General features: G+C 50.9%; 23 protein-coding genes. 7 read left to right on the top strand and 16 right to left on the bottom strand.

Features of this window, described 5'->3' with window-relative positions; translation table 11 throughout:
• Positions 1-44: 44 nt before the first annotated feature.
• From FN808_RS01690 to FN808_RS01645, 10 genes are all read right to left on the bottom strand, one after another.
• Positions 45-1,130 carry a mannose-1-phosphate guanylyltransferase gene (locus tag FN808_RS01690; RefSeq protein WP_142712798.1) on the bottom strand — a complete coding sequence of 362 codons (1,086 nt, stop codon included), beginning with the start codon at positions 1,128-1,130 and terminating at the stop codon, positions 45-47.
• Between the two features lie 91 nt (positions 1,131-1,221).
• Complete coding sequence (locus FN808_RS01685; protein ID WP_142712797.1) at positions 1,222-1,473, bottom strand: outer membrane protein assembly factor BamD; 252 nt, start codon at positions 1,471-1,473, stop codon at positions 1,222-1,224.
• A 19-nt stretch (positions 1,474-1,492) separates the two neighbouring features.
• Positions 1,493-2,587 (bottom strand): sensor histidine kinase, encoded by a 1,095-nt coding sequence (locus tag FN808_RS01680; RefSeq protein ID WP_142712796.1) that lies wholly within the window; start codon positions 2,585-2,587, stop codon positions 1,493-1,495.
• Positions 2,584-3,264 (bottom strand): response regulator transcription factor, encoded by a 681-nt coding sequence (locus FN808_RS01675; RefSeq protein ID WP_142712795.1) that lies wholly within the window; start codon positions 3,262-3,264, stop codon positions 2,584-2,586. Before FN808_RS01675 ends, FN808_RS01680 begins: the two co-directional genes overlap by 4 nt.
• 115 nt (positions 3,265-3,379) lie before the next feature.
• Positions 3,380-3,979 carry a Holliday junction branch migration protein RuvA gene (gene ruvA, locus FN808_RS01670; RefSeq protein WP_142712794.1) on the bottom strand — a complete coding sequence of 200 codons (600 nt, stop codon included), beginning with the start codon at positions 3,977-3,979 and terminating at the stop codon, positions 3,380-3,382.
• A gap of 78 nt (positions 3,980-4,057) precedes the next feature.
• The gene (gene ruvC, locus FN808_RS01665; RefSeq protein WP_142712793.1) at positions 4,058-4,639 is read right to left on the bottom strand and encodes a crossover junction endodeoxyribonuclease RuvC; all 582 of its coding nucleotides are present in this window, start codon (positions 4,637-4,639) and stop codon (positions 4,058-4,060) included.
• A 120-nt stretch (positions 4,640-4,759) separates the two neighbouring features.
• Positions 4,760-5,239, bottom strand: coding sequence for an ankyrin repeat domain-containing protein (locus tag FN808_RS01660; RefSeq protein ID WP_142712792.1), 480 nt, complete (start codon positions 5,237-5,239; stop codon positions 4,760-4,762).
• A gap of 290 nt (positions 5,240-5,529) precedes the next feature.
• On the bottom strand, positions 5,530-6,549 hold the full coding sequence (locus tag FN808_RS01655; protein WP_142712791.1) for a glycosyltransferase: 1,020 nt from the start codon (positions 6,547-6,549) through the stop codon (positions 5,530-5,532).
• Positions 6,550-6,552: 3 nt separating this feature from the next.
• Positions 6,553-7,932: an alanine/glycine:cation symporter family protein gene (locus FN808_RS01650; RefSeq protein ID WP_185958200.1), complete on the bottom strand. Its 1,380-nt coding sequence runs from the start codon at positions 7,930-7,932 to the stop codon at positions 6,553-6,555.
• Between the two features lie 45 nt (positions 7,933-7,977).
• A complete protein-coding gene (locus FN808_RS01645; protein WP_142712789.1) occupies positions 7,978-8,448 on the bottom strand; it encodes a DinB family protein in 471 nt (156 codons plus the stop codon).
• Between the two features lie 205 nt (positions 8,449-8,653).
• Here FN808_RS01645 and FN808_RS01640 point away from each other — a divergent pair, with 205 nt between their 5' ends.
• Positions 8,654-9,424 carry a type III pantothenate kinase gene (locus FN808_RS01640; protein ID WP_142712788.1) on the top strand — a complete coding sequence of 257 codons (771 nt, stop codon included), beginning with the start codon at positions 8,654-8,656 and terminating at the stop codon, positions 9,422-9,424.
• Positions 9,425-9,462: 38 nt separating this feature from the next.
• Here the strand turns inward: FN808_RS01640 and FN808_RS01635 are convergent, their stop codons facing one another.
• Positions 9,463-10,137 carry a MarC family NAAT transporter gene (locus FN808_RS01635; protein ID WP_142712787.1) on the bottom strand — a complete coding sequence of 225 codons (675 nt, stop codon included), beginning with the start codon at positions 10,135-10,137 and terminating at the stop codon, positions 9,463-9,465.
• 151 nt (positions 10,138-10,288) lie between these two features.
• Here FN808_RS01635 and FN808_RS01630 point away from each other — a divergent pair, with 151 nt between their 5' ends.
• The 5 genes from FN808_RS01630 to FN808_RS01610 all read left to right on the top strand — a co-directional run bounded on the left by FN808_RS01630 (position 10,289) and on the right by FN808_RS01610 (position 14,054).
• Positions 10,289-10,750 (top strand): GAF domain-containing protein, encoded by a 462-nt coding sequence (locus FN808_RS01630; RefSeq protein WP_246068257.1) that lies wholly within the window; start codon positions 10,289-10,291, stop codon positions 10,748-10,750.
• A 331-nt stretch (positions 10,751-11,081) separates the two neighbouring features.
• Positions 11,082-11,594, top strand: coding sequence for an outer membrane protein (locus FN808_RS01625; RefSeq protein ID WP_142712785.1), 513 nt, complete (start codon positions 11,082-11,084; stop codon positions 11,592-11,594).
• 55 nt (positions 11,595-11,649) lie between these two features.
• On the top strand, positions 11,650-12,192 hold the full coding sequence (locus FN808_RS01620) for a Yip1 family protein (protein WP_185958190.1): 543 nt from the start codon (positions 11,650-11,652) through the stop codon (positions 12,190-12,192).
• Positions 12,193-12,319: 127 nt separating this feature from the next.
• A complete protein-coding gene (locus FN808_RS01615; RefSeq protein WP_142712783.1) occupies positions 12,320-13,615 on the top strand; it encodes a hypothetical protein in 1,296 nt (431 codons plus the stop codon).
• Positions 13,616-13,805: 190 nt separating this feature from the next.
• Positions 13,806-14,054: a hypothetical protein gene (locus FN808_RS01610; protein WP_142712782.1), complete on the top strand. Its 249-nt coding sequence runs from the start codon at positions 13,806-13,808 to the stop codon at positions 14,052-14,054.
• Positions 14,055-14,138: 84 nt separating this feature from the next.
• Here FN808_RS01610 and FN808_RS01605 read toward each other — a convergent pair whose 3' ends face one another.
• The 5 genes from FN808_RS01605 to uvrA all read right to left on the bottom strand — a co-directional run bounded on the left by FN808_RS01605 (position 14,139) and on the right by uvrA (position 21,934).
• Positions 14,139-14,906: a ThuA domain-containing protein gene (locus tag FN808_RS01605; RefSeq protein ID WP_142712781.1), complete on the bottom strand. Its 768-nt coding sequence runs from the start codon at positions 14,904-14,906 to the stop codon at positions 14,139-14,141.
• 131 nt (positions 14,907-15,037) lie between these two features.
• Entirely contained in the window at positions 15,038-15,637 is a 600-nt protein-coding gene (locus FN808_RS01600; RefSeq protein ID WP_142712780.1) for a porin family protein, read from the bottom strand.
• 155 nt (positions 15,638-15,792) lie between these two features.
• Entirely contained in the window at positions 15,793-18,222 is a 2,430-nt protein-coding gene (locus FN808_RS01595; protein WP_185958189.1) for a serine/threonine-protein kinase, read from the bottom strand.
• A gap of 89 nt (positions 18,223-18,311) precedes the next feature.
• A complete protein-coding gene (locus FN808_RS01590) occupies positions 18,312-18,872 on the bottom strand; it encodes a sigma-70 family RNA polymerase sigma factor (RefSeq protein ID WP_142712778.1) in 561 nt (186 codons plus the stop codon).
• A 251-nt stretch (positions 18,873-19,123) separates the two neighbouring features.
• Entirely contained in the window at positions 19,124-21,934 is a 2,811-nt protein-coding gene (gene uvrA / locus FN808_RS01585) for an excinuclease ABC subunit UvrA (RefSeq protein WP_142712777.1), read from the bottom strand.
• A gap of 150 nt (positions 21,935-22,084) precedes the next feature.
• On the opposite strand from uvrA, the gene FN808_RS01580 reads away from it, so the two are divergent.
• Positions 22,085-22,714 (top strand): CPBP family intramembrane glutamic endopeptidase, encoded by a 630-nt coding sequence (locus FN808_RS01580; protein ID WP_142712776.1) that lies wholly within the window; start codon positions 22,085-22,087, stop codon positions 22,712-22,714.
• Positions 22,715-22,722 lie beyond the last annotated feature (8 nt).

Below are 22,722 nucleotides of genomic sequence, written 5' to 3'. Positions count from 1 at the left end.
TCCCCGGCATCCGCCGGTCCACTGTCGTCTGCCCGTCCTTGCGGCTAGAGGAACTTTTGGGTCTCTTCGCTTTCACGGAGTTTGTTCACGATCTGCTTGACGCCCTGGGCTTCGTCCAGGTTGCATACCAGGATGGCGTCATCGGTTTCCACGACGGCAAGGTTGTCCACCCCCACCAGGGCAATCATCTTCCCGCTCTCACTTTGGATGAGATTATTTGATGCATTTGCCAGGCTCGCCGTGTCGGTCTGGATCACATTCCCATTTTGATCCTTGTCGCGTAGCTCGTATACAGCTTTCCAACTGCCCACGTCGTTCCATCCGAATGAACCGGGAACCACAAAGACGTCCTCCGAGCGTTCCATGATGCCGTAGTCTATGGAGATGGAGGGACAGCCGTGGTAGAAGACATCGATTGCCTGTTTCTGTTCCGTGCTGCCGATGGAGGGACGCAGCTTTTCTACCTGCTCCTGCACCTCCGGCAGATGTCGCTTGAATTCCTGCAGAATGGTTGAGGCTTTCCAGACGAACATCCCGCTGTTCCAGAGGAAATTACCGGAGTCAATGAACTGCTGGGCCGTCTGCCGGTCGGGCTTTTCCCGGAATTGACGGACCTTTCTTACTTCGCCCCCCTCGTAGTGCTCGGCAGATGCTGTCTCAAATTCGATATATCCATAACCCGTTTCCGGGCGGTCGGGCTGAATGCCGATGGTGATAAGGTTGTCACCGGCGCGGGCCTTGGCATCGGCGGTATCAAGAACCGAAAGGAAATTCTCGGGTTCGCTGATCAGGTGGTCGGCAGGGAGTACGGCCATGGTGGCCTCCGGGTCCTGCTCGTTGATGAGGGCGGCGGCCAGGGCCACGCAGGGAGCAGTGTTCCGGGCAACTGCTTCTCCGACGATGTTCTGGGCCGGGACGTCAGGCAGCTGTTCCTGTACCAGTGCTACGTATCGGTCGTTGGTAATGACCCAGATGCGATCGGCGGGCACCAGCTTTTCGATACGGTCGACCGTCGTCTGGAGCATGGTTTTGTCGCCGAAGAGATTGAGAAATTGTTTGGGGTGTTTCCGGGTGCTTCGCGGCCAAAAGCGTGTACCGGATCCGCCGGCCATGATAACAGCGTGTAGCATAAGTCAAGTGGGTTTGAGATTGATGAATTTATTATTGGGAAAATAGCGAAAATAAAGAGTTACATTCCAGAGTTTAAAACAGCCTATATGGTTAGCGCGGGACCGGGTATTCGCCGTCCAGGTGATGTTTGTTGATGATGTGGATGAGCTCGCGGGCAGAATCGGCAAAGGGGGTGCCGGGGTAGTGTTCCACAATTTTTTCAGCGGCAACGATGGCCTCCAGGTATTGTTTGTTGACGACCTTGGTCTGGGCCCGGTGCAGGATGGGCATGGCTTCATGCGTTCCGCAGGCGGTAATGAGACCGGTGATAAGAAATAGGGCTGTGGTTTCGGTATGATCCATGATCGTCATTAAAAGTAACCTAGTCCGTCATATCTGTCTCAACAGGCGTTCGGTTGACCTTGCTTAAAGTGAAGCTGAAGATTGATCCCACATTGGGGGTGCTCTCGATAAAAAATTCTTCCCCGTGGGCTTCCATAATGTGCTTTACAATGGCCAGTCCGAGTCCGGTGCCGCCCTTTTCGCGCGAGCGGGATTTGTCCACGCGGAAAAACCGCTCGGTCACCCGCTCGATATATTGCTGGTCGATGCCAATGCCGGAATCCTTGACGTATACTAGTATCTTACCCGGTTTTCCGGGAAAAGGTTTCGTACCAACATTAACCGATCCTTCCGGCACGTTGTATTTGATGGCATTTTCAATGAGGTTGGTAAGGACTTGCTTGATCTGATTCCGGTCGGCCCGGACCTGTATATTCGGGTCAATGGTATCAACCGACAGACGAACATGCTCCTTTCTGGCTTTGTATTGCAGGTTTTCCACGACATCCACGGTTACATCGCGGAGATAGACATCCTGCACTTCCGACTTCAACTCCCCGGTTTCGAGCTTGGAGATTTCCATCAGGTCCTTGGTAAGGAAGATAAGGCGGTTGACATTCCGCATGGCCTTTTCAAGGAACTTTCGGTTTACCTCTTCATCATCAATGGCGCCGTTGAGCAGGGTTTCAATGAAGCCTTGGATGGCAAAGATCGGGGTTTTAAGCTCGTGGGAGATGTCACCAATGAATTCCTTGCGGTAATTTTCGATGCGGTTGAGCCGCTGTATTTCGCGCTCCACCGTTTTGCTGGCCCGGATGGACTGCTTGATCAGGTAGTCGAGCTCGTCGTTTTTCCCGGTCGAAAGGCTCTCGTATTCCTCGAATCGCTTGCGGGCGATGTTCCGGTTGATGCGGTTGAGGGTCTGCATGCGTGCAAACAGGATGCGGTGAGAGAGGTAATACACGATGCCAAAGACCAGGCCCGTCAAAAGAAGGGCATAGGCGAGGGCACGGGTCGGCGTACTCTGGAAAAGGAACATTGCCGATACAAAGCTGGTGCCGCCAACTGCAAGAGCCGAATAAAGGCCAATCCGGAAGGAAAGGCGGGAGGACTTTGTGAAGGGTGACTTTTTCATTCTTTGAAGCGGTAGCCGACTCCTTTGACGGTTTCGATATATTCGTCGCCCAGCTTCTCCCGGATTTTGCGTACGTGGACATCCACCGTACGATCGACGACGTAGATATTGTCGCCCCAGACGTGATTCAGCAGGGTCTGTCGATCCATGACCTTGCCTTTTCGGCTGGCCAGAAAGTAAAGCAGTTCAAATTCTTTGCGGGGCAGGTGAAATTCCTCTTCGCCCTGGGTCACAATGTAGCGGTCTTTGTCGATGACGATATCATGCACCTTTATCTGATCGCTCATCTCTTCGGTTTCTTCGACGCGGCGCAGCACGGCCTTGATGCGCGAGAGGAGCTTGGTGGTACTGATGGGCTTGGTAATGTAATCGTCGCCGCCTTTGTCGAGTCCCTCAACCTCCGTTTTTTCATCGCTGCGGGCGGTGAGGAAGATGATGGGGATACGTTTCAGCTTTTCATCCTTGCGTATACGCTCTACGACCTCGAGGCCGTCCATCTGGGGCATCATGATATCCAGCAGCATCAGGTCGGGATGATGTTCACGGGCCATCTCGATGCCCTGAACACCGTCTTCAGCCTTCAGCACATCAAAGCCCTCCTTGTTGAGGTTGTATTCAATCAGGTCGAGAAGGTCCTGTTCGTCGTCGACAACTAAAATGGTTTTTTTATCAGCCACGGGCAATGGGTTTGTTGCAATATTGGGTTAACATAAGGAATTGTGATCATTCTTTAATCAGGTAATACTACGAAGAGCCCGTCTCAAATTAAACCCGGCGGCTGTTAAATAATTGTTATGTATTGAGCTGAGCCAGGGCCATCTTGACAAGATCCTGTACATTTTCGGCGTTTTGACCGTTGCTGGCGGCCATGGTCACTGCCTTTTCAGAGTCACGCTTTTTAAAGCCCAGCGACTGCAGGGCCGAGACGGCTTCTTCCTTGAGGCTTCCTGAGACAGACCCGGAGGAAGACGTATAGGTGGCATCCACCATTTCCGACACCTTGTCTTTCAGTTCCAGGATCATGCGTTCGGCCGTTTTTTTTCCTATGCCCGTAATCTGCGAGAGGGTGCCCTTGTCCTGCTGTACGATGGCACCGGTGATCTCCTGGGCCGGCAAGCCCGACAGGATGGTAAGCCCGAGTTTGGGGCCTACGCCTTTAACAGTGATGAGCAGCTCAAAAAGGTCTTTTTCATTCTGGCCCTGGAACCCAAACAGGCGCTGGTCGTTGTCAGTGATGTGGTGGTGGACCAGCAGTTCGACCTCTTTACCCGGCGCAGGAAGCTGTTCCAGCGTCTGGCTGGAGATCTCCAGCCGGTAACCGACATCGTGTACGTTGAGAATAAGCTGGTTTTCGGATTTGGAATGGACAATACCTTTCAAATAAGCAATCATGGCTGTTTAGCGGCCTTTCGTCGTTTATAAGTTACAATGATTTCGTCTGGTCTATCATGAGACTGCCGGGTTCCGGCTTCAGTCCGAGATGCGATCCGGGTTGTTGGCGACAAAATTTTCCCAGCTTGAGGAGCTGTTATTCTGGTGGGTCTTCCTGGTAGAACGCGGCACCCGGTTTTGAATGCTGTTTTGTTTCATCAGGTGACACCAGGCGACCGCCAGCGCATCCGTGGCATCCTTTGAGAGTTTCTCGTCCGGCAGGGCGACCGTCTTCCGGAGCATAAAGGCAACCTGCTCCTTGCTGGCGTTGCCGTTGCCGGTAATCGACTTCTTAACCTGTTTGGGATAATATTCGGTGACCGGGATGCCGTTGTTAGTGATGGCCAGCATGGCAGCGGCCTGGGCCCGGCCCAGTTTCAGCATGGCCAGGGGATCCACGCCATAGACCGGTGTTTCAACGGCGCAGTTTGTGGGTTTAAAGGATGCGATGATCTTGGATATATTCTCAAAGATGTACTGCAGCCGGTCGGCATGATCGTCCATATGCGCCATATTGATCGTGTCGCAGCGCATGGCAACCAATTTTCCTTTCTTTCGGGTCAGGATGGCATAACCGGTGGTTCGCGATCCGGGGTCGATACCTAAAAAAATGTCGCCCATAATGATTGATTCAAGCAGTTTATCAAAATATAAGAGATTCGGGCGACCATTCCACATTGGGCATAAAAAAACCCCGGCGAATCACCACCGGGGTCAAAAATAATGATATGTGCTCAGGTGTTACTTTGCAAGAGCAGGCTCCTGCTGCCCGTCTTTAATGAAACGTCTGACATGCTTGTGACCATAGGTTGCTGCCAGGTTCAGCGCTGTTTTGCCATTATTATCTTTCAGCGATGGATCAGCATCGTGCTCGATCAGCTTTTCAACCACATGGAGCTGGCCGGTTTCGGCTGCTATCATCAGTGCCGTCTTTCCTTCCTTGTTGCGTGCATCGATATTGGGATTGTGAGACAGGATGATGTCCAGTATGCGGAGATTGCCTATCCGGGATGCTACAATCAGCGGAGAATCACCCTGTTTGTTCGTGACATTTACATCCATGCCCTCGGAGAGCAATACGTTGATGCTGGTATAGTCGATACTGCGGATAGCAGTAAAGATGTCTTCTTTAATCGTATCAGTGTTAGAATTAGCCTTAACACCAGAAACTGCTAAAAGAGTTAGGCTGATGATCAAGATTAATCCTTTGATGGTTTTCATAGCTAATAGTAGAAGGTTGGTTTTGTCTTATTCAGGAGCATAAAAGTGCTCTCAATTAGTGTATTCAAAGATACGAACCTTACAATCGGGAGGTTGCGCTTAAGCAATTATTTTGTTGAAACAGAAAGCTTTAGGCAGATAGGGACAAAGGCCTTAATAAGTAACCGGAAAGCAAAATATCGATTAATTGATACCGATACCGTTATTTAATCTTTGAATTAGGTAAACAGACGGGATCTGGGGGAATATAAAGGTTTGATGAAGATTGGGAAATACTGTGCGCGATGTGGTCAGGCGGCAAAAATAAAGCTTGATCCCCACCGGTAGCCATGTTGCTGCAAATGGTTGCGTATCTGCTGGTTAACCCCGCGAAGTCCCACATAGGAGACGATGAAAGCAGACTCCGGCGATGGAAGATCGGTATGTCCTATGACCGGGCGACCCTGGATGACGTTGCCAATTTTATTGGGGTCCACATCGATATAGTGGGTAATGTGGATGCCACGACGGACGAGGTATTCCGCACGCTTGCGGCTCGTCTTGCCGGCGCCCCAGATCATAAGCTCGGGATGATGGGGGTTGTGTTCTTCGAGCCAGGGGGCCAGGTATTGCGCCTTGATGCGGTAGAAGGCGTCCATGGAATAACGTTGGTGTGTCCTGGAAAGACGGTCGGGCCGGTCGCGCCACTCCAGCAGGTATTCCGGCACTTTCGCCATGGTTACTCCCCGCGAGAGCCAGCGCAGCCAGAGTTCATAATCTTCCGGGAAAGGACCGCAGCGATAGACCCCGTGTTTTTCAATCAGTTTACGGCGGAAACAGACGGAGGGATGGGCCAGTGGGGATTCGATGAACCGGTTCTGCTGGATCTGCTGATGGGTGGTAAGGGTGTTGGTCCATGTTACGTACCGGGCGTAGCCCCTGTGTTTTGAATTGGTACCTTTGTAGCTGACCAGGCAGGCGGCAAGTCCGATAGAGGGATGGGCATCCAGGAAGTCAGCCTGCCGGCACAGCCGCTCTGGCAGAGAGCGGTCATCGGTGTCCATGCGGGCGATATATTGCCCGCATGCATGCTGCAGCCCGTGGTTGAGGGCGGCCACGATACCACGGTGCGGCTGATCCAGGGCCACTATGCGTTTATCCCTGGAGCGCCATTGCTCGATAATATCCGGGGAGGCATCGGTTGAGCCGTCATTGATAACGACGAGCTCAATTTCTCTTTCCGTTTGATGCAGAATGCTTCTTATGGCCTCACTGAGGGTGTCCTCAGCATTATATGCCGGGAGAATGACGGAGATACGCGGCGTGTTCATCTGCTAATCATAGACTTCAAACGAATCGATACGCGAAAAGTAATCTTTGGCTGCTCTTTTGACCCGGGGTGCCATCAGGAGCGTTGCAGTCATCGTGGGGATGGCCATGACGGCATACATCCCGTCGATGAGGTTGATGACGGCCGAGATGGAGGTCACGGCCCCGAAGATGATGGAAGATACATAAAAGTAGTTGTACCAGCCCTGCCGCTCCGCCCCTGCCAAAAAGCCAAAGCATTTGGTTCCGTAGTAGGAATAGGTGAAAAGGGAGCTGAAAGCGAAAACCGCCACGCAGAGCACCAGCAGGTAGGGACCCACGGGGCCAAGCGCTTCTCCAAATGCGGAGGCCGTCAGGGCAATGCCGTTCTCGTCGCCGGTTCTCCATACCCCGGTCACCAGGATTGCGAGGGCCGTCATGGTACAGACAAGCAGGGTATCAATAACGGGGCCGAGCATGGCTACGAGCCCTTCGCGGATGGGTTCCTTGGTTTTGGCAGCGCCGTGGGCAAGAGTGGCGGTACCGATGCCCGCTTCGTTTGAGAAGGCGGCACGTTTAAAGCCGGTAATGATAATTTGTCCCACTGCGCCTCCGAGAGCAGCTTGTGCGGTAAAGGCATCGGTTACAATCAGGTACAGATAGGTGGGAAGTTCCTGGTAATGCACGCCGAGGATAATAAGCACCAGGGTCACGTAGAGCACAACCATCGCCGGAACCATTCGTGAGGCCACCCGGCCAATGCGTTTTATGCCCCCGAAGATAACGAGGGAGACGATCAGAAGGATGACAATGCCGGTATACAGGTCGCCCATGAAGTGGGCCTGTTCAGAAACCCATCCATTGGGAATATAGACGATGTCTCGCAGGGCCTGGGTCAGCTGATTGGCCTGGAAAATAGGCAGGGGGCCGAAGAGGCCGGCCAGGGCAAAAAGACCGGCCAGGGGCTTCCATTTTTTGCCCAGCCCTTCGCGGATCATGTACATCGTTCCGCCCTGGATATTGCCTTCGGAATCCTTTCCCCGGTACATGATGGACAGGGTACAGGTGAAAAACTTGGTTGCAATACCGATAAAGGCGCTCACCCACATCCAGAAGACGGCACCGGGACCGCCCATGGCAATGGCAACGGCCACGCCGCTGATGTTTCCAAGGCCTACGGTAGCGGCAAGGGCGCTCGACAGGGCCTGGAAGTGGTTGATGTCGCCGGGATCGTCCGGATCATCATATTTGCCCTGGAGGATATTGAGTGCATGACCGAAATAGCGGAAAGGGGCAAAGCCGGAGTAGATCATGAAGAAGAGCCCCCCGCCGCAAAGTAGCAGAACAAGGGGGATGCCCCACATAAAGCTTGAAAACGATGCCAGGAGCTGTTCAATAAATTCCAGAATGAAACCTCAGGTGAATTTTATGAAAATTAAAGTGCAAATATACTAATTAGCACGACAAAAAAAGATGAAATCGGTGGGGGGAGGGGACAGACCGGCCTTCCGCAGCAGACGGGCGATCTGGGCGCGGTGATGCTGGCCATGAATGACGATGTGATGCAGGATGTCTGAAAGTCTCGTATCAAAGGGTTCGCCCTGCGAATTGTGATAGGAGATGGGGCGGTCAAGGGCCGAATTGTTGGCTTTAATGAGCCGGGCCCATTTGGGAGAGTAGGTTTTGAGCGTTTTGTGGGCCTGGGCTAATTCTTTGTTCGGCCATACCTCCAGCCCCTCCGTTGACCGACCCTGTATACGCGCATGCCAGACTTCCTGGGTCCCGGCTATATGACTGTAATAGTTTATCGCTTCATCACAGCCCGGGAAGTCGGGATCGGTACGGAGGGAGGTCCATATCTGGTTGTTGGCCCAAAAATCATAGGAATACAAACGTAACAGTTGTTGATCTACTGGCTCCATGGCTTGAATGATTACAGTTGTTGATTAACACGCATCGATCAATAGGATGGTATCGGAATCGAACGTTTTATTCAAATTTTGAAGTAGGGTCAAGGCCTGCTATTTTAGGATTTGCATGAACTGCGAATGGATGCCCGGGCTTGATAAGCCAGGTTGACGGGTTCATCGAACGACAGGTCAATCTTAACATAGATGGAGCAATGCCATGCTGTTAGCATTGGATATTGGGAACAGTAATATTGTTATTGGCGTCTCACAGCAGGAAGGGTGGACCCATCAGTGGCGCATACAGACGGATGCGGATAAGACGGCCGACGAGTACCGGGTGCTCTTCCAAAACCTGTTTTCCGAGGCCGGCCTGGCCTACGAACAGCTGCGCAGCGTTATTATTTGCAGCGTAGTGCCCCAGCTGACGCAGACGATCAGCGTTGTTTTTGACCATCAGCCTCATTTGACCCCGCTCGTGCTAAACGGGGCCACAGAGACGGGCATTACCATTGCACGGAAGAGCCAGCAGACGGTCGGGGCGGACCTTATCGCGGGTGCGGCGGGAGCCTACAAGATGTTCGGGGATGATTGCATCGTTGTAGATTTTGGAACGGCGACAACCGTGATGGCCGTACGAAAACCGGGAGAGCTTATCGGGGGAGCTATCTGTGCCGGTCTAAAAGTGACCATTGATGCCCTGGTGGGAAGAGCTGCCCAGCTTTCCCAGATTCCACTCGAACCCCCGTCCCGGGTTATTGGCCGGAATACTCGCGAGTCCATGCAGTCGGGACTGGTTCTGGGGCATCTCTGTATGATAGAAGGACTGATAGACCGAATGAAAAAGCAGCTGAACTCCGAATCCATCAAGGTTATAGCCACGGGTGGACTGTCAGAGAAGATCGGACCTCATACCGATTATTTTGATGTGATTGATCCCATGCTGACCCTCGATGGGCTGCGGCTGATTGCCAATCGGCAAAACCAATAAAGGCCCGGGCTGAGTCGTTTGGCTGACAGTTGTTCTTCTCAGACGCCAAAAAAACTGGATATTCCATTTAATATAAACTGCACGCCAATGGCCATGGCGATAAAGCCCATCATCCGGGTAATGGCATTCATGCCCGTTGGCCCTATGTATTTTGCTGAAAAGGGGGCCAGCCGCAGTACGCCGTAGGAGATAAGAGCAACGAGCACAATCGCTATGGTGATAATGATAAGATCCACCGGACCTTGCGACTGGGATGCCAGTCCTATGACTACAGCAATGCTCCCGGGACCGGAAAGCATGGGCATTGCCATGGGGCTGAAGGAGATGTCTTCTTTGGTTTTGGCTGCTTCCTGGGCCTCTTTTGATATTTTTCGATCAGTCTGTTCCGGGTTCAGCATCGCATAGGCGGCACGCAGAATAATCAGTCCACCGGCAATGCGAATGCCCGGAAGGCTGATGCCAAAAAAGCTCATGATGTAGGTCCCCGCCAACAGGAAAAGAACCAGGATAATGAACATATAAAAAGAAGCTTTCTGGGCGATGCCGGTGCGCTCGGGATCAGTACTCTGTTCCGTAAGCGATATGAATACAGGCATCGCCGCCAGCGGATTGGCCACGGATATGATGGAAGTGAACGCAGCTATCAACAGCGTCGTGGAACCCGATATATAGGTGGAAAAGAAATTGCTCTGCGTTAATATATCTTCAACCATAGGGGCTAAAATAGTGATAAGAAATGGATTTGTTAATTTCCTTTGAACAGGGATGATATTAGTGATAAATTGGGTCGCATTTCAAGCTTTGGAAGTCTCTACTGGGATGCTGTCGTACTGAACAATGGTAAGGTTAAATAATGGATCAACGGTGAAAGATAAAAAAGTTCTGCTCGGTCGCGTCAAAGAAATTATTAGCAGTGATACATCCGATCGCGATGAAAAATTATATCAGATTTGCCAGCTGCTGGAAAGCGAAATTGCGGTGTTTGACTGGGTGGGCTTTTACCTGGTCGATCCGGAAGCTGACCGGCAGCTGGTTCTCGGTCCCTATGTTGGCGAGCCGACCGATCATACACGCATTCCTTTCGGAAAAGGAATTTGTGGACAGGCCGCTGAAACCAATGAAACTTTTGTGGTCCAGGATGTAAACAAGGAGGATAACTACCTGGCTTGCAGCATCCATGTGAAAGCGGAAATTGTTGTTCCTGTTAAAAAGAATGGGGAATTTATTGCCGAGCTGGATATCGATTCTCATACGAAGGATTCAATGACCAGCGAACACCGCCGCCTGCTGGAAAGTATCTGTGGACAAGTTTCAGCACTATTTTAAGGATGGCCCACGATCGCCCGCTGCCGGAGATCACTCATCATCGATACTAATCCTGTTGCCCCCCCCGTTTATCGCCTTCCTGGGGGGGGCAGAGAAGCAGTTAACCCCGTCGAATACCTGAAGCCCGGGAAACAATTTTGAGCCCATTCTTTATTTCTTTACGTATTCTAAGGTGCGGGCAAGGGTACGTGGATTAGGATTCCCAATCAAATCAATAGTCGCAGGATCCGGGAAATGGGATTCGCAATGATCGGGGATTAGAAACCAAGCTGGTTGATATTCCCGGTACCCTCTCCTGTATGAATCTAAACTGTAAACCGAGGATACTATTATGAAGAAACTAACCTTCTTAACGGTGATGCTGTTTTGCGGGGCAATGCTGGCGACAAAATCAGCCCGGGCCCAGGAAATTACCGCTGGCGGCGGGGTGGGGTACGGCAGCCAGTCCGAAAATCTCAATTTCCATGTAAATATGTACTACCGGTTGCCCGAACTGCCGGTTCGGGTGGGAGCTGATGTGGGGTATTCCGTTCCCGAGAAGAATGCGCAGAGCCGTGTTGATCAGATTGAGGGTAATATCAACAGTCATCTTATGGCAGTGGATAATGATATGCTGAGCCTTTATGGGCTCACGGGCCTGAACATTATGCATAGCCGGTTTAAGTATGAGCCGGCCGGCGCTGCCTCCATAAGTGATTCAAATACCAATCTGGGTGTAAATGTCGGGGCCGGAGCAGAGCTGGACATCGGTTTCGGACGGACCTACGGAGAGGCCAAGTATATAATTGGGAGAGAAGATGTCTCACAGCTGGTACTGGGAGTGGGCGTCCGCCTGTCTCTGTGAGGGAATATTACCGCCCCATCAGCCAAACTGTTGCTCTAAACAAAATTATAATACCATGAATATTGACGATATCGCTGGCCGGGCGAAAGGGATTATCCTTGAACCCGGAAAGGAATGGCCCCGGATAAAGAAAGAGCAGAAGTCCAATATGGATCTCCTGCTCCATTATGCATTGCCAATGATCGTGTTAGCAGCCCTGACCAGTTTCATCGGCAGCTGGTCATTGCACCTGGTGGTGTACCAGCTGGCCATGCCACTGGTAAGCCTGGTGGTCTCTTCGTATGTGATTAACATGCTTGCCGGGAAGTTTGAATCCACTGAAAATCTGAACAATGCTTTCAAGCTGGTCGTCTATGCGGCGACTCCCTCGCTGCTGGCTTCCATTGTGGCAAATCTTTCTTTTCTGTTGGGCTGGGTCGGTCTTTTTGGACTATACAGTATCTATCTTTTTTGGATCGGGATACCGGTCATGATGGATACGCCTGAGAGCAGGCGGCTTGGCTATGTGCTGCTTTCAGCACTGGTCATTATGGTCGTCCAAATGGTGATTATGGCAGTTATGGCGCCGTCATGGGGCTGGGGCCTTCTGGCAGGCTGAAGATTTCAGCCTGCAATGATGACTTCGAATTTCAGGAGAGGGAAGAGGTATTAAGTGAGCCCTTTGCATAACGACTTACGTATACAAACAACAGAATCACAAACCATCAAGAAAATATCATTTTATCATGCGATTAAGAATACAATTATCAATATTGCTAACAGCGTTGTTGTTCATGGTACAGGGATGCGGCGACAGCTCATCGGGACCGGGAGAAACCGAAACGACAGAGATAAAGGGAACCTTAACGGCCCCCGATGGAAATACTCCGCTTGCGGGTGCGACGGTTTTTGTTCCCAAAGAGGGATCCAATAAGATCATGGCTAAAGCCAAAGGCATTGGAGGCGCCACCACGAGTGCAGGGGAATGCGAGGAGCCCGAGGAAAGCTATTCGGCTTTCACATGCACAGAGGCGGACGGGAGTTTTACTTTTGATGTCCCCGTTTCAAGCGATGAAGTGCTGCTGAAAATTTTCAAGGGGATCTTTTCCTTTGAGCAGTCCGTGGATGTGAGCAGCGCCGGCGGGGATATTGGCGAAATTAATATGCCTAGCGCGAGCGAGAGCTTTGAGGGAGAAATTGCGGTCGTCAAGGGCTCCTGGGACCGTATGGAAGATATCCTGGCCAAAGTAGGGTTTGGAGAGGTTGAAACAGACGAAAGCGATTACAACTATGGTCAGCTGGTAGAAGGAACTGAGCAGTTTGATTTGCTGGATGATCCCAACCCCCTTTTCGAGGATGCCGACGGTGACGGTGAAAAGGACCTCTTTAACTACGATATCGTGTTTATCAACTGCGGTACCAATGAGAGTCTGGTTTCGTATGACAAATCGAAAGAAGCCCATCGACATGCGGCCCGGCTGAAATCATCGGGAGTGGCACAGATATTGAGCGCTGAAAACCGGCAGGCACTGCAGACTTTTGTCCAGGATGGCGGGGTGCTGTACGCCACGGACCTGTCTTATGATTATATTGAACAGGCGTTTCCGTCCTATGTCGATTTTTATGGTTCGGATGAAACCCCAGCTGCGGAACGGGAGTCGTGGGGGGCAGCTGAAGTTGGCACCTACGGTATCGAGACAAACGGTACCATCCTGGAGTCTGACCTGGAAGCCTGGCTGGCCAACGTGGACTGCTTTGAGGGCGAAAACTGCCTGAATGACGATGATACCGTTCATATTACCGATTTTCTGGGCGGATGGGGTGTCATCGAAGGACCTCAGAGCGGAGCCACTGCTGATGTCACCCAGTGGGTGGAAGGTAGTGTTGAATGGAGCGGCGGATCGGGCGTACGCCCGCTTACGGTTTCATTTGACGTAGGCAACGGCAGTGTGTTTTACAGTTCTTACCACACAGTTGAATCAGAATTCACGCCGAACTGGAGACCCCAGGAGCGTTTGTTGCAGTACCTGGTATTTGAATAGATATAAACTGACTATTGATTAAAAGAGGAGGTAGAGGCCTTTTCCATCCATGGAAAAGGCCTTTATTTTTTCCAATTTCACTCTACCCCACAGGTTGGAGGCCGTAGTGGAGAAAATAATATTTCAGTTCTCAACCGAATACTCTTATTTTAGATTTATCGGTTGCTTCTTAACCAGCTAAAGAAGAAACATGACTTCCAAGAATAAACTGAAATATATTTTTATCGTAGTGGTCGCTGTATTGGCGGGCATTGCTTTGGCGGATGCGTTGGGCTACTTCAATGAAAAGCCGTATACGGCGGTTTCCCACGGTTCACATTCGCACTATGTGCCGCACGATCGAAATCCGGAAGTGACTATTGACAACTTTCCCATGGAGGAGCCGGGTCCGGGCGAAAAGATCACTCCCAATGGTCAGATTGTCCCCAAAGAGCAGTAGAGATGCGTTATTTGCTTTGCTTTTTACAGGGTTCCTTTTGAATGGGCATTCCGTTACCGCGGGCAGACTTGCAGCTTTCCTTGTTTACTGAGCTGTTGCTGTGCCCAGCACATACTTCAGGGCGCCTGACAAGTGATCCAGGAACAAGGGTTCTGAATAGGCTTCCTTGGTGTGGCCAAGTCCTGTGTAAAAGACGCGCCCACCCTCAAAATCATGATACCATGCAATAGGGTGGAATGTGCCGTTTTCTCCGCCTTCATAGGAGTCTTCGTCGAGCTTCATCAGTACGTTGATATCATTGCTGATGTCTTTGTAATTGTACCACTCGTCCGTTCGAACCCACTCTTCGGGCAGGAATGAAGTGGCCGCATGCGACTGATTGACAACCTTGATGCTGGCTTCCTGTATCCGGGGATGGTTTTTGAAATAGGCTCCCACCATCTCTCCGTACCAGGGCCATTCATATTCGGTATCGGCCGCGGCATGAACGCCTAAAAATCCCCCGCCGCTTCGAAGGTATTCCTCAAACGCCGCCTGTTGAGTGTCGTCGAGAACATTACCGGTTGTATTCAGGAAAATTACGGCATCGAAGGTGCTCAGGCTGTCAGGATTGAAAAGGCCGGCGTTTTCTGTGTGGTAGCTCTTAATATCGTTCTCGTCCGCCAGGCGCATGATAGCCTTGACGCCTGTTGGAATGGAGGAATGTCTAAATCCTTCCGTCTTCGAAAAGATAAGAACCGACGGTGCCTGACTTGCCTGCTGTGCGCTGGCATGGAAAGAGAGGGCACAGATCAGCAGCAGAGCCAGGGGGTGAATTTTGAGCAGGGGTGCAAAATAAGCTTGTTTCAACATACAGAAATAATAATGGTTTCAATGGTAAAATAATCTACAAAAAAGAGGCTCCTGGTCAAAACAGCTATAAAAAAACAGGCCCCACCCGGCGAGTGGAGCCTGTTCCCATCTGTATCAGGGCTATGGGTATGTTAGAAATTGATGCCGCCTACAATTGATAAAACCCCATTCTTGCCGTCAAAAAGATCATCTTCGGCGATTCCGGTGAGTCCGGCGGAATAGCGGATGCCCACATTAAACTTGGTAATGTCGGCTCCGGCACCGACCACTACACCGAAATCAGTTCCTTTGACGTTCTCATCAATATCAAAGGTTCCGGCATTCTCGCCCCCCGATATTTCCTGTTCGGCGTTGATATTGAAACCGACGTAGGGGCCAAAATAGACATGGGGGGTTAACACCGGATTGTCCAGTATAAAGTCGAATTTGGCTACCACGGGTACTTCAATATAGTCCAGTTTCGTGGTGTTTTCTATGGAGCCTTCTGAAGCTTTAGCTCCCTTTTGGGTATAGAAAACACCCGGCTGAATGGTTATGGGGCTAAGCGGGATGGCGAAATCGTAGGTCAGGCCGGCCATGAGTCCCGTACGGCTTTCAGTTGAGACGTCGGTATCATTAAAATTGGCGAAATTGGCTCCGGCACTTATGCCCAGTCCCTGGGCCTGAACAGAGGAAATACTTATAAACATAAGGCCAGTAAGTGCAAAGACAGACAGTAATAATTTTTTCATAATATAATAGGTTGATTAAGGTTCAACGACACATTCATACTATTTTTCAGATCTTAAGTTTCACTGAAAGATGTAAAAGAAATGAAATTTTTAATAATAAATATATTGTAGGTAGGCTGGAGAGGGAATTTTCGCTGAATGGTTTGAAAAAGCTGTCATTCTTCCAGAAAATTTTGTGCCTGCTGCGGGGAGGGCCAAACCGTATAAAGTTTATCCAGCGCTTGTTGCGTACGCCGGGTACGCCAGTCATCCGGGCCAAACTGTTCTTTTAAGGCGGTATGAGTATTGAGCAGTGTTCTTTCAGCTTGCTGGAACTTTCCCTGCCCTATCCATGCCAGGGCCAGGACGCCTTCCGTTGCCGCAACTTTCCAGTGGTCGGGAGGCAGGTGATTGATGAAGCTCTTATACGCTTTCTGAACCAGGGGAACAGCTTCTTTGAAGCGTCCCTGGTCAATCAGCAGCCAGCCGAGGCGCAGCTGGGATGAGGCAATATGAGTGTGACCGGGCTCAAAAATTTCAAGTCGAATGCGGAGGGCTTTCCGGTGGTATATCTCGGCTTCCAGCAGGGCACCACGGAGGTGAAGGACCTGACCAAGTCCCGTATAGGCATTGGCAATCTCAATATTTGACTCGTCTTCATATTTATTAAATAGTGCAATGGCTTGTTGAAGATTCATCTGGGCCTCCCCGAGTCGTCCCAGGTCCATGAGAAGGTACCCCATGTCGGTCAGTGTTTCGGCAACATCGGGATCATTATTTTTCACATATATTTTTATAGCCCTTTTGTAGTTAGCCAGGGCCTGGCCGGTTCGATTTGTTTCAGAATATAAAAAGGCCAGGGTCCTGACTACGTAGGCATAGTGCGGGTCTTCGTCGCCATAATGATCTTCGTAGATGTCGCGGGCTCGCTCAAAAAGTGTTTCCGCCTCCGAATAGTGACCGCGCCGCATAAGGAGAAATCCGAGGGAATGACTGACATCTGCAATTTGTGGGTGGTTGGCTCCCAGCTCTTGTTGATACACTTCCAAAGCATTCCGGAGGAGAGGTTCCGCCTTGGCATACCGCACCAGTCCGGAATAGACCCCGCCCAGGGCTTCTTGCAGGTCCGCTTTTATCAGAGGCTGATCTTCCAGGGAGGAAGCTATTCGCTTGGTTCCCTGGTCGAGCACTTCACTCATCGATAGATTCTTGGCGTCGGGCTCATGAAAAGGGTCACCGCTTTGAAAGATATCGACCATGAGGTTTTTGACCTGTGCTGCTTTTTGTGCCTCCAGCCGTGCTTCATTCCGCTCGTGCGCCAGCTGTACCGTATAAAAACTCGTTAAAGCGATAATGATAAGAAGCGCAGCGCCGGCAGTGGCTATTCTTTTTTTATGACGGATTAAAAATTTGGTGACGTGGTAGCGCGAGGTCTGTAGTCGAGCCGTCACAGGTTTATTGGTTTCAAATCGTGACAGGTCCTCTACGAGCTGAATAGCATAGGAATAGCGACGATCTGCTTCTTTGTTGAGGGCCTTGAGAATAATGGCATCCAGATCGCCCCGGACGGTATGGATCAACTTTGCCGGCCTGGTGTTTCTGCTGGAGGCGATAGGTGAAAGATCATCCGCTTTTTTTAATCTGTGGCTTGGAAGGGAGGGCAGATTACAAAGGACAACTTGTTCAGCTGCGCGGAAGGTCTTATCGCTTAAATCATAGGGATGCAGGCCTGTCACCAGGTTATGCAGTAATACCCCCAGCGCATAGACATCCGTAGAAGTGGTGACAGGCTGGCCGGATATTTGTTCCGGCGCGGCATAGTCAAGACTCATCAGCCGCATGCTTGCACTTGTTTTCACGGTCGAGAGTCCATACAGGTCGGGATCCAGAAGCTTGGCGATGCCGAAATCGAGTATTTTAACGTGGCCATCATCAGTAACCAGAATATTCTCCGGCTTAAGGTCGCGATGGACAACCAGGTTTTTATGAGCGTATTGTACGGCATGGCATACGGTCTTAAAAAGGTCAAGGCGTTCAGAAATGGTCAGGTTGTGCTGGTCGCAGAACTGGTCAATGGGAACCCCCTCTATTAGTTCCATGACCAGATAGGGCAGGCCGTCTCCGCTGATTCCGCTATCTATGAGGTTGGCCATGTTGGGGTGATGAAGGCCGGCTAAAATCTGTTTTTCCACCCGGAACCGCCGAAGGTTTTCCGGGGTATCCAGCCCGCGGCGGATGATCTTGAGGGCTCCGCGCTGGTGGATATCTGAATCACAGCGCTTCACCTGATAGACGTCGCCCATTCCCCCGTAGCCCAGGTGATTAGTGATGTGCCACTGGCCCAGTGTGGTATCAATCAGCGAACGGGAGGGAGGTTCCTGCTCGAGATGTTGTATCAATTCTTGAAGAAGGGCCTGGTTCTTGTGGAGATGATCGTTCAGCATCCGGCCTGATTCTTCGACCGATGCCAGGAGACTGAGTACTTCTTGCTGAAGCTCAGCGTCGCCGGTACACAGGCTCCGGATATAGCTGGTTCGCCGATTCTGGGGCAAGGTGAGGGCAAGGTCAAAAATATGGCTTATTTTTTTCCACCTTTTTTTATCCATGGCAAGATCGGTATTGACCCAATGACACGACAACAATGTATGGTAAATCAAAAAAACAAAAGCAGCTGTAAGGCTATTCCCTACAAGGATCATTTGCTGAGTTCCTGGTATATCCAGCCCCTGGCTTTCATCCAGTCGCGATTAATGGTCCGCGGGGAGACATCCAGCAGCTCCGCTATTTCACGAATCGTCATCCCGGCAAAAAAGCGCATTTCAACCACTTTGCTCTTGCGTTCGTCGAATTCGGCCAGTTTATCGATGATATCATTGAATTCCAGCAGGGCTTCCATATGGTTGTCCAAATCCAGCTTATCCTCCTCAAAGGGGATATGCTTCTTGTCTCCTCCCCGCTTCTGGGCATTTCTTTTACGGGCGTAATCCACCAGAATTTGTCGCATGGCCCGGGCGGCAATGCCAAAGAAATGGGCACGGTTTTGCCAGCTGATCTGGGTCTGATCGATCAGCTTCAGGTAGACTTCATGTACCAGCGCAGTTTTTTGGATGGTATGATCACCTCGTTCTCTGCGGAGATGCCATTTCGCAATGGTGCGGAGCTCATCATATACCCGGGGGTATAGTGCATCAATGGCCTGTTTATCACCGGAGCTGGCGCTGAGCAATAACTGTGTTATATTTTTTTTTGGCCCCATAAGGTGTCAGGCTATGTCGTACATCCCCTATTTTTTACGCATATATAAGTAGAAAGGGTTGTTGGAATAAGGCGATCCACAAAGTCAATGCATCCAAACAACAATTCAGGTCATAAATATTAGTAAAAAAAGGTAAAAATGTAAGGGGGAATGAGAGGAGAGGCCCGACACTTGAGCAAGATGCCACCGTTGACCTGCGGTGGCATCGTTTTAAATGGGTGATACTGTTACATGGTTCAGGCCAGCGGCCGTTACAGCACCTCTTTCAAATATCGCCCGGTATGGCTTTCCTTCACCTGGGTTATCTCCTCCGGGGTGCCGGTAGCAACGATTTGGCCACCCGCAAAACCGCCTTCCGGACCGATATCTATGATGTGATCAGCGCATTTGATGACATCCAGGTTGTGTTCGATAATGATAACGGTATGCCCGTTGTCGGCGAGTTCATTGAAGGAGTCGAGTAGTTTGGCGATATCCTCAAAGTGGAGGCCGGTGGTCGGTTCATCAAAGAAATAAAGGGTATGGTCGCCGGCGGGTTTACTCAGGAATTTAGCCAGTTTTACCCGCTGTGCTTCTCCGCCCGAGAGGGTGGGTGCGCTTTGCCCCAGCTTGAGGTAGCCGAGGCCCACATCTTCGAGGGTCTGCAGCTTGTTGGTAATGCGCTCTTCATCCACAAAAAACTCGAGTGCTTCTGAAACCGACATCTCAAGAACATCATGGATGTTTTTTCCCCGGTATTTAACCTGTAGAATTTCCTTACGGTACCGTTTGCCACCGCACTCTTCACAAGTAAGTTCAATGTCGGCCATAAACTGCATTTCTATGGTCTGGATCCCTTCACCCTGACAGGTCTCACAGCGCCCGCCCGGTACGTTGAAAGAGAAATGGCCCGGTTCATATCCCATGATCTTGGACTGACGCGTATTGGTGAACAGATCCCGAATGCCGTCAAAAGCTTTGGTATAGGTAGCCGGGTTGGACCGTGAAGAGCGCCCAATGGGTGACTGGTCCACCATCTCTACCGAGTCAATGTGGTGCAGTCCGGAGATGGAGCGGTGCCGCCCGATGCTGTCTTTATAGGTACCAAGCTGCTTTTGGATGCCGGCGTATAAGGTGTCATGTACAAGGGTCGATTTCCCGGATCCGCTTACCCCGGTTACACAGATCAGCTTGCCAAGCGGAAACTCCACATCCAGGCTTTTGAGGTTGTGTTCAGTAGCACCTTCCAGTATAATGGTATTGCCACTGCCCTTGCGCCGTTTATCGGGAACAGAGATCCTTTTCTTTCCGCTCAGGTATTTTCCGGTAAGGGTTTGTGAGTCGAGCAGTTCGTCATAGCTTCCGGTAAAGTTAAGCTCCCCCCCGTGCACACCGGCAAAGGGACCAATGTCAATGATGTTGTCGGCTGCCTTGATCATTTCCGGGTCGTGTTCAACAACAAGCACCGTATTGCCAATATCGCGGAGCGACTTCAGGATATTGATCAGCCGGTCGTTATCGCGGGGATGGAGCCCGATGGTCGGTTCATCCAGCACATAGAGACTGCCGATAAGGGAGCTGCCCAGCGAATTGGCCAGGCTGATGCGCTGCGACTCGCCCCCGCTCAGCGTTTTGGCCAGCCTGTTGAGCGTCAGGTAACTCAGGCCAACTTCATCCAGATACTTGAGTCGTTTGCGTATTTCGTACAGGACTTGTTCCGCCACCTCCTTTTCAAAATCGGTTAGTTCCAGGTCCTCAAAAAAAGCACGGGCGGCGTCAATCGTCATTTCTGCCACTTCGCCAATATGCCGGCCGTTTATTTTGACGTACAGGGCATCTTTCCGGATGCGGTATCCCTCGCAGTCAGGGCAGCGGCTGTAGCCGCGATAGCGCGAGTAAAATACCCGCTTGTGGACTTTATACGACTGGCTTTTAATGTCATCAAAGAAAGGCCGAATACCAACATATTCATCCTTGCCTTCCCACAATACTTTTTTAAATTCCTTGGAAAGCTGGCGGTAGGGGGTGTCGATGGGATAGCCGTAACGGGCAGATACTTTGATAAGATCGCGCAGGTGGCGACTGTACTTTTGTCCGCTGTACGCTGCAATGGCCCCGTCACGGATGGTCAGTTCCGGGTCGGGAATGACCAGGTTTTCGTCAATTCCGGCCACCCGTCCGAAGCCCTCACAGGTATCGCAGGCACCAAATGGATTGTTGAAAGAGAACATCTGGGGCGTCGGTTCATTAAATTCCATGCCGTCCATTTCAAATCGTTCTGAAAAGGGCAGCTCATCCCCGTTGCGAATTTTCACAGAGCAGCGTCCCTGTCCCTCGCGGAAGGCCGTTTCGAGGGAACCAGCGATACGTCCCCGGTTGTCGTCGGTCTTTTTAATGACCAGGCGGTCTACAAGCACACGGTAATTATCGCGACTGATCTCCGACAGGTCGGACTCTTCGGTGGTGATGTCAATCATCTGCTCCTGGTCGACCTGGAGCACCCGGGTAAATCCTTTTTCTTTCAGTACCTGAAGCTCATCGGACAGGTCGTTGTTTTCATGCCTCGGCAGCGGGAAAAGAATATAGAACTTTGTACCCTCCTCGTAGTGCTCAAAGAGCGAATCAATGACAGTTTTGGTGCTGTCTTTTTGAACTTCGCGACCCGATTTTGGTGAGATAGTATGACCGATACGGGCGTAGAGCAGCCGCATGTAGTCATAAATTTCAGTGGTCGTACCGACGGTTGAACGTGGGTTGGTGGAGGTTGTCTTCTGCTGAATGGCCATTGCAGGTGATATGCCCTGCATAAAATCTACATCGGGCTTATCCATTCGCTCAAGAAACTGGCGAGCGTAGCTGGACAGGCTTTCTACGTAACGACGCTGCCCCTCGGCATAGATGGTATCGAAGGCAAGGCTCGATTTGCCGGACCCGGAAACACCGGTAACCACCGTCATCCGGTTACGCGGTATTTCAACATCGATATTTTTGAGATTGTGTACGCGGGCCCCTCTTACTATAATGGGCCGGTCTTCGCTGGATTGTGGTTTTTCGTTGGGAGCGATCGTTTCGGCTTGCGACATTCAGTTTAATATTGCGTTTGTATAAGCACGTAAAGATACAAATTATGATGCAGAAAAATGAGTCGATAATCTCATTGAAACAATCAACAATAACAGGCATTATGTAAATCTCGTTCAGGGCTGAAACCAGGTTAACTGTTGAGAGGGATTATGAGCCGGACCCATGCTGTTCTTCTTGCCGAAGGGATGCTTCTTTTTCTGGGGATTCCGCTGTTGTATTACCGGGAGATTGTTCCGCTCCCCAAAATACCGGCGCTGTTGCTGATTGCGGTTTACTGTGGATTTCAGCTCTGGCGGGATCCCAATTTTGACGCCCGCCTGTTTGCGATCCGCAATTCCCGGAATGCGGGTTCGAAGATCTTCAATCGGTTACCGGTGGTCCTTGTTGCTCTGTTTCTGCTTATCCGGTTGTTTAAGCCGAATTACCTGTTTGTTTTTCCCGTGGAGCAGCCCGTGGAGTGGATGGTTGTCATGATGTTATATCCGCTATTTTCGGCCTTGCCGCAGGAACTTATCTACAGGACGTACTTTTTCTATCGCTATAGGCCTTTGATGAGCGGAAAATATGCGGCTGTTATTACCAGTGCGCTCCTGTTTTCTTTTCTGCACATTGTCTATGACAACTGGTGGGCGGTGGGACTGAGCTTTGTTGCAGGGATACTTTTCGGGATAACCTATTTGCGCACGCAGTCGCTCTTCTGGGTAAGTGTTGAGCATGTTCTGTATGGCTGGCTGGTCTTCACGCTGGGTTTTGGGCCGTTCTTCTATGAACCGCTTTGAAGATTGTC

Origin of the sequence: Fodinibius sediminis (assembly GCF_900182555.1) — a bacterium.
GTDB classification, from domain to species: Bacteria; Bacteroidota; Rhodothermia; order Balneolales; family Balneolaceae; genus Fodinibius; species Fodinibius sediminis.
Note: the sequence above shows the minus strand (reverse complement) of the source record. Positions and strands in the feature narration are given on the sequence as shown.

Excerpts from the sequence above, each read along its gene's own strand:
- FN808_RS01690 (WP_142712798.1), bottom strand. The coding sequence starts at position 1,130 with ATGCTACACGCTGTTATCATGGCCGGCGGATCCGGTACACGCTTTTGG.
- FN808_RS01685 (WP_142712797.1), bottom strand. The coding sequence starts at position 1,473 with ATGGATCATACCGAAACCACAGCCCTATTTCTTATCACCGGTCTCATT.
- FN808_RS01680 (WP_142712796.1), bottom strand. The coding sequence starts at position 2,587 with ATGAAAAAGTCACCCTTCACAAAGTCCTCCCGCCTTTCCTTCCGGATT.
- ruvA (WP_142712794.1), bottom strand. The coding sequence starts at position 3,979 with ATGATTGCTTATTTGAAAGGTATTGTCCATTCCAAATCCGAAAACCAG.
- ruvC (WP_142712793.1), bottom strand. The coding sequence starts at position 4,639 with ATGGGCGACATTTTTTTAGGTATCGACCCCGGATCGCGAACCACCGGT.
- FN808_RS01660 (WP_142712792.1), bottom strand. The coding sequence starts at position 5,239 with ATGAAAACCATCAAAGGATTAATCTTGATCATCAGCCTAACTCTTTTA.
- FN808_RS01655 (WP_142712791.1), bottom strand. The coding sequence starts at position 6,549 with ATGAACACGCCGCGTATCTCCGTCATTCTCCCGGCATATAATGCTGAG.
- FN808_RS01645 (WP_142712789.1), bottom strand. The coding sequence starts at position 8,448 with ATGGAGCCAGTAGATCAACAACTGTTACGTTTGTATTCCTATGATTTT.
- FN808_RS01640 (WP_142712788.1), top strand. The coding sequence starts at position 8,654 with ATGCTGTTAGCATTGGATATTGGGAACAGTAATATTGTTATTGGCGTC.
- FN808_RS01635 (WP_142712787.1), bottom strand. The coding sequence starts at position 10,137 with ATGGTTGAAGATATATTAACGCAGAGCAATTTCTTTTCCACCTATATA.
- FN808_RS01625 (WP_142712785.1), top strand. The coding sequence starts at position 11,082 with ATGAAGAAACTAACCTTCTTAACGGTGATGCTGTTTTGCGGGGCAATG.
- FN808_RS01620 (WP_185958190.1), top strand. The coding sequence starts at position 11,650 with ATGAATATTGACGATATCGCTGGCCGGGCGAAAGGGATTATCCTTGAA.
- FN808_RS01615 (WP_142712783.1), top strand. The coding sequence starts at position 12,320 with ATGCGATTAAGAATACAATTATCAATATTGCTAACAGCGTTGTTGTTC.
- FN808_RS01610 (WP_142712782.1), top strand. The coding sequence starts at position 13,806 with ATGACTTCCAAGAATAAACTGAAATATATTTTTATCGTAGTGGTCGCT.
- FN808_RS01605 (WP_142712781.1), bottom strand. The coding sequence starts at position 14,906 with ATGTTGAAACAAGCTTATTTTGCACCCCTGCTCAAAATTCACCCCCTG.
- FN808_RS01600 (WP_142712780.1), bottom strand. The coding sequence starts at position 15,637 with ATGAAAAAATTATTACTGTCTGTCTTTGCACTTACTGGCCTTATGTTT.
- FN808_RS01595 (WP_185958189.1), bottom strand. The coding sequence starts at position 18,222 with ATGGATAAAAAAAGGTGGAAAAAAATAAGCCATATTTTTGACCTTGCC.
- FN808_RS01590 (WP_142712778.1), bottom strand. The coding sequence starts at position 18,872 with ATGGGGCCAAAAAAAAATATAACACAGTTATTGCTCAGCGCCAGCTCC.
- uvrA (WP_142712777.1), bottom strand. The coding sequence starts at position 21,934 with ATGTCGCAAGCCGAAACGATCGCTCCCAACGAAAAACCACAATCCAGC.
- FN808_RS01580 (WP_142712776.1), top strand. The coding sequence starts at position 22,085 with ATGAGCCGGACCCATGCTGTTCTTCTTGCCGAAGGGATGCTTCTTTTT.